Genomic DNA, 12101 nt, shown 5'->3' on the forward strand with positions numbered 1-12101 from the left:
CGACGCCTGCCGATGCGCTGGCATCGGCTGGCTTATTGGTAACGGGTAAATTTGCGCGGATCGAACGCCTCGCGGATCGCCTCACCGATAAAGGAGACCATGATCAGCACCAGACTCACCGCGGCCACCACCGAGCTGACGATCCAGATGGCATCCAGATTGTTGATGCCCTGGGAGAGCAGCTCTCCCCAGCTCGGGGTCGGCGGTGCCAGCCCGAAGCCAAGATAGTCGAGGGCCGTCAGGGTGGAGATATTGCCCACCACGGCGAACGGCGCCAGGGTGACGATCATCATCAGGGTATTGGGCAGGATGTGGTTGAAGATGATCCGCCCGGTGGTCGCCCCTTGTGCCCGCGCCGCCATCACATAGTCCCGCGCCCGCTCCTTGTAGGTGAGGGTGCGCATATACCAGGTGATCCCCATCCAGCCGAACAGCACGTTGATAGCGACAAACAGGCCGAAGTTGGGCTTGGCCAGCGACACCAGGATCATGATGACGTAGAGAAATGGCACCTGGGACCAGATCTCGATAAAGCGTTGCAGGATGAGGTCAAAGCGGCCGCCGAGAAAGCCCATCAGACAGCCGATGGTGACTCCGATGGCGTAACTGGCCGCCAGCGCGATAAAGGCAAAGCCGATGGCGATGCGAAAGCCGTAAACCAGCCGCGCCAGCACATCGCGGCCGCTGGTGTCGGTGCCGAGGAAGTGGCGCTCAGCCGCGCTGGGGGCGTAGGGCGGGTAGGCATCTTCTTTGAAATCCTGCTCGTAGGGGTTCCAGGGCACCGGCGGCAGCAGTACCCAGTCACCCTGGCCCTCTGCGGCAAACTTGGCCTTGAGCTGGCGGTAGTTGGTTTCGTATTCGTAATCGAGCCCGAACTGCTGGCCGGGGATCACATCGCCATAGGTGGGGAAGTGCAACTGTCCCTGATAGCTCACCATCAGTGCCCGGCTGTTGACCAGCAGCTCCGCCAGCAGGGAGAGCAGCACCAGGGTGGTGAAGATGATGAAGGAGTAGTAACCGCGCTTGATCGACTTGAAGCGCTTGAGTTTTTTCAAGGTAACCGGATTGAGCTTCATGGTCAGTCTCCAAACCGCACGCGGGGATCAACAAGAGGTGCAACGCAGATATCGGAGACGATATGGCGTGATATCAGCATCGGCATGGCAATAAAGGTCTGGTTCATGGTCAATCTCCAAACCGCACGCGGGGATCAACGAGGGCAACGCAGATATCGGAGACGATATTGCCAATCAGCATCAGCATGGAGGTGATGGCCAGAATGCCCATGACGGTGGGGTAATCCCGCTCGACGATAGCCTCGTAACCGAGCAGGCCGATGCCGTCGATGTTGAAGATGGTCTCGATGAGGAAGGAGCCGCCAAAGAAAACGGTGAGCACAGACCCCAGGTGACTGGCGATGGGGATCAGGCTGTTGCGCATGGCGTGGTCGGTGACCGCCTTGCGAAACGGCAGTCCCTTGGCCACGGCGGTACGCACATAATCGGCCGACAGGTTCTCCATCAGGCTGTTTTTCATGGTCATGGTGAGGATGGCGAAATCGCCGATGGCGTAGGCGATAAGCGGCAGCAGGGCGTGGGCAAAGACAGTGCGGATCTGATCCCAGCTGCTCTCCATATATTCAAAATCGTCCCCCGGAAAACCGCCCATCGGCAGCCACTCCAGATGAAAGGCGAAGACGGTGATGAGGAAGATCCCCACCACGTAGGCGGGCAGGGCATAGGCCATGTAGATAAGCATGGAGCTTAACGAATCGAAGCGGCTGTTGTGCCTGAGCGCCTTTGCTACCCCCAGCGGGATGGAGACCGCATAGCTCAGCAGAAAGGTCGCCAGCCCGAAGAAGGCGGTAACGGGGAGCCGCTCCTTGATGAGATCCCACACCGGTTCGTAGTAGCGGGTCGATTCGCCCAGATCCAGCACCGCCAGCTTCTGCAGCCACTCCCAGTAGGCGACCAGCATGGGCTTGTCGAGGCCATAGAAGGCCTTGAGCTCCTCGATCTGTTCATCGGAGAGGGCCTGTGCCCCCTTGCTGCCGCTGGAGCGGCCAGATTCATTCTGGGAAACCTGGGCTTGCAGCAGCATGCGTTCGACCGGTCCGCCCGGCACGAAACGGGTGATGGTGAAGACGAGCAGGGTGATACCGAGAAACGTCGGGATGATCAAAAGCATCCGGCGTAGGAAATACGACAGCATGGTGGAACCTCGTCCTTGTTGTTCTTTTTTGCGGCCAGTCAAATCCGGTGACGGGCCTGTCCTTCCTGGCATTACGCGCTGGATTGGTTGCCAAACAGCAGACAATCCGCTTGGCCACTGTAAAAGCTCTGCAACAAAAATCAAGTACAAGGAAATGGAAAACTGGGACAAATGACCCGCTGAGACCAAAAGCACCGAAAAATGACGTTTTTTATCTGAAAAGTGAAAATCAAAACAAAACGCTACTGCTCAACATTATTTTAAAAAATATAAACAGCTGTTTGCTTGAGCTTTAAATGTTTTTAACTTGTTGATTAGTAATGCTTTTGCTTGGGGTGTGAAATTGAAGGAAAACGATATCATCTCGACGATTTTATCTGTTATCCCCATGAGAACGGTCAGGTGAAACTCTCATGAAGTTAGTGTTTTATTCTTATTAATGCCGATAAATCAAAATAAGATATAAACGGACAGCACGTTAACTAATAAGTTCATCAAATTTTAATTCAGCGCCATTTATGTCATTTAACAATGTTTTTACATTGCACTGGTTGTTTTTAGTAGAATTATTCACTAATTATGCCGGTCAAAATTAATACACTCCGCTTATTCTACGCCTGACCTCGCCACACCCCTGCTCCATTGACGTCGCTAGTCAAAGATTGATAAGCCTTACACATCGCTCCAAAGAGGGCGGTATCAGGAAGCAAACAATAAACAACCAGGAAGGATATAAGCGATGCTTAGGAAGAGCAGAATCTCTGCTGCGATTGCGTTCGCCTTGGCGAGCCTTGCGGCGGCCCCATCCGTATCTGCCGAAGAAGGGCAGAACGTCGAAAAACTGCAGAAAATCAAAGTCACTGGCTCCCGTATCTCCCGTGTTGATGTTGAGGGGGCGACTCCGGTTGTCTCTGTCAGCAAGGCCCAAATTGAACAGTCTGGTCAGCAGACTGTGGCCGATTATCTGAAACAGGCCTCCTACAACTCCTTTGGTGGTTACTCCCCTTCCTCTGGTGACTCCTATCAATCTCAGGGAACCGTTGGTCTGCGTGGTCTGGGCTCTACCCGTACTCTGGTACTGCTCAATGGCAAGCGGATCGCAGGTTCACCGACTATGGGTGGTACTTCCATCAACCTCAACACCATCCCCATGGCGGCGGTTGAGCGGGTGGAAGTGAACCTGGATGGTGGCTCCGCACTCTATGGTTCTGATGCCATCGGTGGCGTTATCAACGTGATCCTCAAAGAGGGTTTCGAAGGGCTGACTTTCCAGGGGCGTATCGGTTCGCCGACCGAAGAGGGTGGTGACGAGCAGAGTGGTTCCATTGTCAGTGGCATCACAGGGGACAAGGGTTCTCTGATGATGGTTTACGAGCACGATGTGAAAGATGTGATCTATTACAAGGATCGTGACTATCTGGCCAAGCAGGGTGCCGAGGCCCCCAGTATTTATGGTCGCAATATCAAGGGTGTTGATGCCACGACCGGCAAGACAGTTACCCGTACTCTGGACGGCATTGACTGTGCTAATACAGGTGCAGGTTTCGTGCCCGTGGGGACAGCCTGCCGCTTCGACTTTGCCCAGATAGCAGCCAAAACCGCTTCCCGGACGCGTGATACCGTCTATGTGAACGGCCGCTATCACATTAACGATAACGTGGACTTCGTTCCGCAGTTGATTGGCTCCCGCGTCACCAGTTTTGGTCGTTTCGCGCCAGCTGCCGGTGCATTCACCGTAGATGGTTCTACCCCTGAAAGCGCAGCAGTCCTGTCTGCCAACAACTTCAGTACCGCCAAGGCTGCGACCGTTTACTACCGCTTTAACAACGTCGGCCCCCGTGACAACGATGTGACTGACATGACCGGTAACATGAACCTGGGTTTTGAAGGGACTGTGCCGACCGAAGCGGTAGGCGATCTGGAGTGGAATGCCGGTTACATGTATTCCAAAACAGATAACCGCAGCAATGGTTCAGGCTACGTTCTGGAGCCAGCAGTACAGACTCAGGTTAATAGCGGGAAATTCATTAATGGCAGCTTCTCTGATGCGGCCACCAAGGACCTTTCGTACGATACCAGCCGTACCTCCAAAATGGACTTCTTCCAGTGGTACGGTGGTCTGGGTTGGGAGATGGGTGAACTGCCCGCTGGCCCGGTCAGCTGGTATCTGGGGGCCGAGTATAACGATTGGGTTTACTCCGACACCTACGACAGCCAGTCCGAAGCGGGTAACGTACTGGGTTCATCCGGCAACTCCGGTAGCGGTGTGCGCGATGTGTTTGCCACCTACATCGAGAGCCTGATCCCCATCACCGAGCAGATCGAGTTGAACCTGGCGGGTCGTTACGACAAGTACAGCGACTTTGGCAGCGCCTTCTCGCCCAAAGCGAGTCTGCGTTATCAGCCGCTCGACCAGCTGATGTTCCGTACCTCATGGTCCCAGTCGTTCCGCGCGCCGGGTCTGGATGATCTCTATGCCGCAGACTCGTTCTCTGCCGACTTTGCCAAGGACTATGTAGGCTGCCAGGCCAATGGTATTGCCAATTGCTCCGAAGCTCAGTACGACACAACGCGTAAAGCCAACAAGAACTTGAAGGAAGAGACCGCCAATACCTTCACCATCGGGGCTGCTTACAACCCGCTGGACAATCTGAACCTGTCGCTCGATTACTACTACATCAAGATTGATGACGTAATCCAGCTGGCTACCACCCAGACCCAGTTCTATCAGGAGCTTAATACCGGCAGCAACCCGAACGTTATTCGTGATGCCAACGGCGATGTCGAGATGGTCTACGCCGGCATGGTCAACTTGGGGCAACTCAAGACCAGTGGTATCGACTTCAAGGCGGACTACAAGTACGACTTTAACTTCTTCACCATGCGCTATGACTTCGGTGGCACTTACATCCTGAAGTATGAAGAAGGTCTGTTTGCCGGTGGCCCGATGGTCGACAAGAAGGGTTGGAATGCGTTGCCAGACCTTCGCTTCAACTCCGGGATAGGTGCCAACTTCCCGCAGTGGTGGAATCTGGATGCTTATCTGAGCGCCAACTATATCGACTCCCAGAGTCAGGATTACGTGAATGGACAGGAAGAGGGGCATATCGCTTCCAACACCGTCTGGAACCTGAACGTCGCGGTCGATACCAGCTGGAATGCCAAGATCCAGACCGGTGTGAAGAACATGTTCAACCGCGGACCTTCTCTGTCGAGCGATGGCTTCACCTATGAAGAAGACCTCTACGGCATCGACGGTCGCGTCTACTACATCGACTACACCCAGAAGTTCTAATCAACCCTGTTGATATACAACCTCAGCCGGCCCGGTCGGGCCGGCTGTGCCCAACGTCCAAGGAAGTTACGGAGATAGGGTAATCCTATGAAGACAAGGACCATTACAATGAAGAAAGCGCTCCTTGGCAGCCTGATTTCGGCCGCCTTGTTGACCAGCTTCAATCTGAGTGCCGCCACTGCCGGTCAGGCCGTGGACGCTCAAGCCGCCACCGACAACGCATCCAAAGTTTCCCAGCAGAAGATCGACAGCTATGCCGAATCTGCCGAATCCGCACTGGCCCAGTACAAAGCCGCCCTGCGTCAGGTCGACAGTCTGCGCACCTACAACGAGCAGGTGAGCAAGATGGTCGAGTCCCAGAGCGCCGAGCTGGCGTCGATGCAAAAGCAGATCGCCCAGATTGATCAGACCAGCACCGAAGTCGTCCCCCTGATGCTCAAGATGATCGACTCCCTCGAGCAGTTTGTGGCGCTGGATCTGCCGTTCCAGAAGGTCGAGCGGGAGGACCGCGTGGCTGCCCTGACCGACCTGATGAACCGTGCCGATGTCACCATCTCCGAGAAGTACCGCAAGATCCTGGAGGCCTACCAGATCGAGGAGGGCTTCAGCCGCACCATCGAATCCTACAAGGCGAGCCTGGACAAGGATGGCAGCGAGAAGACCTACGAGTTCCTGCGGGTTGGCCGCATCGCGCTGCTTTATCAATCCCCGGATGGCAATGAGACCGGGATGTGGAACAAGAAGACTCGCCAGTGGGAAGAGTTGCCCCAGGAGTATCGCAGTGCGGTTGAACAGGGCCTTCGCATCGCCAAGAAGCAGGCGCCTCCCGCTCTGATCAAGCTGCCGGTTCAAACTGCGGAGAAAGCATCATGAAAGGAATCAAACTTGCGATTGCCTCCCTGATTGCGGGAGCAACCCTGGTCACCCTGCCGGTGACCGCCGCCGAAAAACCGGTGGATCTCAATGCGCTGCTGAATCAGGTCAAAGCCTCCAGCCTGAGCGAATCCCAACTCAACAAGGAGCGGGAAGCCCGCTTCCTGGCTGACAAGAACGAGCAGGGGGCGCTGCTGGCCAAGGCCAAGGCCGAGCTGGCTGCCGAAACCGCCAAGGGCGAGCAGCTCAAGGCGACCTTCGATGCCAATGACAAGCAGCTGACCGAGCTGACTGAAACCCTGCGCCAGCGTTCTGGCAACATGGGCGAGATGTTCGGCGTACTGCGTCAGTTCGCTGGTGAGTTCAAGGGGATCTTCAACGCCTCCGCCCGTCGGGTCGAGCATCCGGAGCAATCCGCCCTGTTGACCCGTCTGGCCGAGAGTAAAGAGCTCCCCTCCAGCGACGATCTGGAAGCGTTCTGGACCACCACCCTCAGCCGCATGGTGGACGGTGGCAAGGTGAGCCAGATCCCGGCGACCGTGGTTTACGGCGAGGGCAACCAGGCCGAGAAGACCGTTACCCAGATCGGCGAGTTCAACACTGTCTCCGAAGGCAAGTACCTCACCTTCGTACCGGAGACCGGCAAGTTCGAGCAGCTCTCCCGTCAACCGGAGAAGAGTGTGCTGGCTCCCATCGCCGAGTTTGAACAGGGTGGTGACGGGGTCAAACCCATCTTCATCGACCCGTCTCGCGGCGTGATCCTCTCTCTGCTGGTGCAGTCACCGACTCTCAAGGAGCGGATCGATCAGGGTGGTGAAGTGGGTTACGTCATCATGGTGCTCGGTGTGCTCGGTACCCTGCTGGCCATCTTCTGCGGTATCCGGCTGTCGTTGATCGGCTCGTCCATGCGCAAGCAGCTGAAATCCGATCAGATCATCAAGGGCAACCCCATTGGTGACATGCTGGGAGCCTACCAGAGCCATCGCGGTGACAACATCGAGGATCTGGAGTCCAAGCTCGACGAGATCATCCTGCGCAACGTGCCCAAGTTCGAGAAGGGTATCAGCATCATCAAGCTGATCGCCTCGGTCGCGCCGCTGCTGGGGCTGCTTGGTACCGTAGTGGGGATGATTGCCACCTTCCAGGCCATCACATTGTTCGGTACCGGCGATCCCAAGCTGATGGCGGGCGGTATCTCGGAGGCGCTGGTGACCACTATGCAGGGGCTGGTCGTCGCCGTGCCCATGCTGTTCCTCTACACCATTGTGCAGACCCAGAGCCGTCGTCTGATCCAGGTGCTGGAAGAGCAGAGCGCCGGTTTCGTTGCCCGTTATCAGGAACGTCTGCACGCCTCCAAAGCCGCAGCGTAAGGAGTCACCCATGTGGTTCTGGTTGATTGAAGAAGTCGAGTCGGTCCGCCGGTTTTTGGGATTGGGGGGCGATGTACTGGTCGCCCTGTTCTTCCTGACCCTGATGATGTGGGCCCTGTTGCTGGAGCGCTGGTTCTACTTCATGGCGGTTTACCCCAAGCAGGTGAAGCAGACCAAGGCCACCTGGCTGGCCCGTACCGATCATCTCTCCTGGTCTGCCAAGCAGATCCGGCGCGAGCTGGTCTCACGGGTCGCCATGGCGGTAGACAAGGGGATGCCGGTCATCAAGGTGCTGATCGCTCTCTGCCCGTTGATGGGGCTGCTCGGCACTGTGGTCGGGATGGTGCAGGTGTTTGACACCCTGGCCATCACCGGCACCGGTTCGCCGCGGGCGATGGCATCGGGGATCTCCAAGGCAACGGTACCGACCATGGCGGGCATGATCGCCGCCCTTTCCGGCCTGTTTTTTGTCAACCAGCTCGATCACAAGGCCAAACTGGCGGTGCAAAAGCTGGAAGACAACCTGAAACACGGTTGATGCAGGATGCATACCCCCGGCGAGGCATGGCCTGCCGGGGGCACAGAACAAGCAAGGAGTTTCTGCTATGAGAAAACGTTACAGCGACAGCGGTGCTGACGAGGCGGCTATCGATTTGACCCCCATGCTGGACATAGTGTTCATCATGCTGATCTTCTTCATCGTCACCACCTCCTTCGTCAAGGAGTCAGGTGTCGAGATCAACCGTCCCAGTGCCAGCACGGCCGAGACGGTGAAGAAGGGCAATATCATGGTCGCGGTGCGCGAAAACGGTCAGGTCTGGGTCGACAAGCGGGTGGTCGAGGTCGGTGCGGTGCGCGCCAACATCGAGCGGCTGCGGGCCGAAAACCCGGAGAGCGCCGTGGTGATCCAGGCCGATAACGAATCCCGTTCCGGTCTGGTGGTGCAGGTCATGGATCAGATCCGCATGGCCGGTGTCCAGAACATCTCCATCGCGGCAGACAAGAGCAGCTGATGCCGGAGAGAGACCTATGAGATACCTGATATCGTTGGCGGTCTCCTGTGTGGTGGTGTTCTTTCTGTTTCTGGGAATGAACAAGCTGATCACACCGGATCACCGGGAGCTGGTGGAGAAGGATGACGTCACCATGACCGATTTCATTCGCCTCAAGCCCCAGGAGACCCTGCAAGAGAAACAGCGGGAGCTGCCCAAACCGCCGCCGCCCAAGCGTCCGCCACCTCCTCCCGAGATGGAAGTGGCCAGCACGGATCGGCCGAAGATGGAGAGCGCGCCGATGGACATGCCCAAGCTCGACATCCCGGTCAACATCGGTGGTGGTAACGCGCTGGGTGCCTACAGCACCGGCGGCGGTGGTGGTGGAGTCGGTGGCAACAATGGTGCCATTCCGCTGGCAACCTTCGAGCCCATGATGCCCCGCAAGGCGGCACTGGCGGGGTTGGCCTCCGGCAAGGTGCTGGTGGAGTTCACCGTCACCGAGCGCGGCACAGTCAGCAACGTGCGGATCGTCAAGGAAGAGCCGCGCAGTTATGACCTCGGCAAAGAGGCGCGCAAAACCATCGCCAAGTGGACGTTCAAACCGGCCATGGTGGATGGCAAGCCGCAGGCGAGCCGTATGCAGCAAGAGATCGAGTTTGCGGTCAACTAAGGAAGGTGGCGATGAACAAGTTACACAAGATGATCCTCGCCCCGGTCGCCATGGCGGTGCTGCTCAGCACCGCCAGTTGGGCCGCCGAGCAGCCGGCCCTGTCGGATCGGGCCTATCGGGCGGTCAACAAGGCGCAGGAGCTGATCACCGAGAAGAAATACGGTGAGGCCAATGCCAAGCTGCAAGACGCGCTCTCCGGCGCGGGCGAGCGGGTCTACGACAAGGGGGTCATATTGCAGACTCTCGGTTTCGTGGCCGCCCAGCAGGAGAAATACGGTCAGGCGACCAAGTACTTTGCCGATGCCATCGCGACAGGCGGCCTGCCGCCACCGGTGGCCCAGCAGGTGCGCTACAACCTGGCCCAGCTCTATATGGCGGAGGGCAATTATCAGGGCTCGATCAAGACCATGAAGGAGTGGTTTACCAACCAGGGCAAGGATGACAAGCCCAACTCCCATGCCTATATCACGCTGGCCAACGCCCACGTGCAGCTCAAGCAGTACCGTGACGCGATCCCGGCGGTGGAGCAGGCGATCAAGCTGTCGGCAGGTAAAGCGCCGGAGTCCTGGTATCTACTGAAGATGGGGGCTCACTACGAGCTGAAACAGTACAAACCGGCGACCGAGGTGCTGACCTCTCTGGTCAATATGTTCCCGGAGAAGAAGAAGTACTGGACCCAGCTGTCGGCCATGCATATGCAGGCAGGCAACGATGCCAAGGCGCTGGCGGCGCTCGAGTCGGCCTACAACCTCGGCATGTTGACCGAGGCTGCCGAGCTGCAGCGCCTCGCCAACTACCTCGCCTTCACCGGTATTCCCCATCGCGCCGCCCGGGTGATGGAGAAGGGGATGAAGGATGGGGTGATTGAGCCGAGCGCCAGCAACTACAAGACCCTGGCCAACTACTGGCATCAGGCCAAGGAGCTGGATCCGGCCATCGACACCCTGGCCAAGTCCTACCAGCTGGCCCCGAGCGCCGAATTGCAGCTGAAAATGGCGCGCATGATGATCCAGAGCAAACGCTATCAGGATCTGGTGGCGCTGGCCGCCAAACCGGCAGCCAATGCCAATGGTGAACAGCGGGCGGATCTCAAGTTCCTGACCGGTGTCGCCTATTTTGAGCAACAAAAGCCGAAGGAGGCCCTCAACGCCTTCACCCAGGCGGCTCAGAATGGCAACGTCAGCGGTCGGGCATCCCCCTGGATCAGCTTCCTCAAAGAGCAGAGCGGCACCGGAGAGGCAGCCGTCCAGTAATTCCAATGACAACTACCTGTAGTCCCTTTTATGGTTGCCTGGTGGCTCCATTAACCGCTCTTCGGAGCGGTTTTTTTATGGTGGCTGCCAGCACCGGCGGGTGGCCGACGCACGGTTTTATCCCTCTTCATGCCAATAAATAGTCTCCCTCGACATTGGTCTATCTCTCCCGATGTGGCAAACGTTTCAGCTAGGGCTGCAACCGTGACACAAGGTGGCGCAGCGCTGTGCTTGACGGGGGCTCGGGTGGCTCGCTGCCAGGCGGGCAGTGCCATTCATCTTTCACTCAGCTGCGACTTGCCAGTGTGGCTTTTGCCCTGTTGATAAGCGTCAGATCGAAAACGGCTACTTTTAACAAGAAAAGCAACATATGGAAGTTGAAATTTTGGCCGACTCAGGAAAGAATGCGCGCTCGGTTATTGGCGTCGTGGGGCAGGTTGACCCGCCACCGGCAGACCGAGGATGAGACGGCCCCCGGCCCATTTGGTACAGGAAACCACACAGGAATTTTATGAATCCCCTTCGCACTGCCGCTTCGGCCCTTTTATGCACTTTTGCGCTGGTCAGCCAGCAGGCTGCCGCCGTCGAGTACCGTCTGCCTGCGGCCAACAGCCGCCTGATCGGTGAAAACCAGGAATACGTGGTGCCTGCGGACAACCGTCCGCTGGAGCAGATCGCTGCTGACTTCCAGCTGGGTCTGACCAACATCATGGAAGCCAACCCGGGCGTTGATCCCTATCTGCCGAAAGCAGGTAGCACCCTGATCATCCCCCACCAGCTGATCCTGCCCAACGCGCCCCGCGAAGGGATCGTCATCAACGTTGCCGAGATGCGTCTCTACTACTACCCGAAAGGGAAGAATGTGGTGGAAGTGCTGCCCATCGGCATCGGTCAGCTGGGGGTAAACACCCCGGAGAACTGGATCACCAAGGTAGAGCGCAAGCGCGCCAACCCGACCTGGACCCCGACCGAGAACATCCGTCGCCGCTATGCCGCCCAGGGCAAGACTCTGCCGGCAGTATGGCCAGCCGGTCCGGATAACCCCATGGGTCTGCACGCCCTTTACATCGGCAACCTCTATGCCATCCACGGCACCAACGCCACCTTCGGTATCGGTCTGCGGGTGAGCAGCGGTTGCGTCCGTCTGCGCGCTGACGACATCAAGTATCTGTTCGACAACGTGCCGGTCGGCACCCGCGTCCAGTTCGTCAACCAGCCGGTCAAGACCACGGTCGAGCCGGATGGCGGTCGCTACATGGAAGTACATGAGCCGCTGTCGCGCACCGAGGAGGAGTTCAACTCCACCGCCTCCGTGCCGCTCCCGATGACACCGGCCATCACCCGCTTCATCGCTCACGCCGAGTCTGACTCCAACGTGGTCAAGCAGGTGCTGGAACAGCGTACCGGTATGCCGACCCGCCTCAATCCCTGATT

General features: G+C 57.6%; 10 protein-coding genes. 8 read left to right on the forward strand and 2 right to left on the reverse strand.

Translation table 11 applies throughout. The features are described from left to right. Positions 1 to 32: 32 nt before the first annotated feature. Positions 33 to 1076 carry an ABC transporter permease gene (locus tag AB5Y99_RS11065; RefSeq protein WP_013724081.1) on the reverse strand — a complete coding sequence of 348 codons (1044 nt, stop codon included), beginning with the start codon at positions 1074 to 1076 and terminating at the stop codon, positions 33 to 35. A gap of 109 nt (positions 1077 to 1185) precedes the next feature. Continuing rightward, on the reverse strand, positions 1186 to 2211 hold the full coding sequence (locus tag AB5Y99_RS11070; RefSeq protein ID WP_031227629.1) for an ABC transporter permease subunit: 1026 nt from the start codon (positions 2209 to 2211) through the stop codon (positions 1186 to 1188). Between the two features lie 739 nt (positions 2212 to 2950). Between AB5Y99_RS11070 and AB5Y99_RS11075 the strand changes: the two genes are divergently transcribed. The 8 genes from AB5Y99_RS11075 to AB5Y99_RS11110 all read left to right on the forward strand — a co-directional run bounded on the left by AB5Y99_RS11075 (position 2951) and on the right by AB5Y99_RS11110 (position 12099). Beyond that, on the forward strand, positions 2951 to 5506 hold the full coding sequence (locus AB5Y99_RS11075; protein WP_368209709.1) for a TonB-dependent receptor: 2556 nt from the start codon (positions 2951 to 2953) through the stop codon (positions 5504 to 5506). A gap of 108 nt (positions 5507 to 5614) precedes the next feature. Further along, positions 5615 to 6379: a DUF3450 domain-containing protein gene (locus AB5Y99_RS11080; RefSeq protein ID WP_368209710.1), complete on the forward strand. Its 765-nt coding sequence runs from the start codon at positions 5615 to 5617 to the stop codon at positions 6377 to 6379. Further along, on the forward strand, positions 6376 to 7749 hold the full coding sequence (locus tag AB5Y99_RS11085) for a MotA/TolQ/ExbB proton channel family protein (RefSeq protein ID WP_043822897.1): 1374 nt from the start codon (positions 6376 to 6378) through the stop codon (positions 7747 to 7749). Before AB5Y99_RS11080 ends, AB5Y99_RS11085 begins: the two co-directional genes overlap by 4 nt. Before the next feature lie 10 nt (positions 7750 to 7759). Next, positions 7760 to 8287, forward strand: coding sequence for a MotA/TolQ/ExbB proton channel family protein (locus AB5Y99_RS11090; RefSeq protein WP_005338936.1), 528 nt, complete (start codon positions 7760 to 7762; stop codon positions 8285 to 8287). A gap of 67 nt (positions 8288 to 8354) precedes the next feature. Then, positions 8355 to 8762: a biopolymer transporter ExbD gene (locus AB5Y99_RS11095; RefSeq protein ID WP_005338933.1), complete on the forward strand. Its 408-nt coding sequence runs from the start codon at positions 8355 to 8357 to the stop codon at positions 8760 to 8762. 16 nt (positions 8763 to 8778) lie between these two features. Continuing rightward, positions 8779 to 9414: an energy transducer TonB gene (locus AB5Y99_RS11100; RefSeq protein WP_005343441.1), complete on the forward strand. Its 636-nt coding sequence runs from the start codon at positions 8779 to 8781 to the stop codon at positions 9412 to 9414. Positions 9415 to 9425: 11 nt separating this feature from the next. Continuing rightward, on the forward strand, positions 9426 to 10667 hold the full coding sequence (locus AB5Y99_RS11105) for a tetratricopeptide repeat protein (protein WP_368209712.1): 1242 nt from the start codon (positions 9426 to 9428) through the stop codon (positions 10665 to 10667). A gap of 511 nt (positions 10668 to 11178) precedes the next feature. Further along, positions 11179 to 12099: a L,D-transpeptidase family protein gene (locus tag AB5Y99_RS11110; RefSeq protein WP_005338927.1), complete on the forward strand. Its 921-nt coding sequence runs from the start codon at positions 11179 to 11181 to the stop codon at positions 12097 to 12099. The last annotated feature ends 2 nt before the right edge of the window (positions 12100 to 12101 follow it).

Origin of the sequence: Aeromonas sp. R4-2 (assembly GCF_040908295.1) — a bacterium.
Classification (GTDB): Bacteria; Pseudomonadota; Gammaproteobacteria; order Enterobacterales; family Aeromonadaceae; genus Aeromonas; species Aeromonas veronii.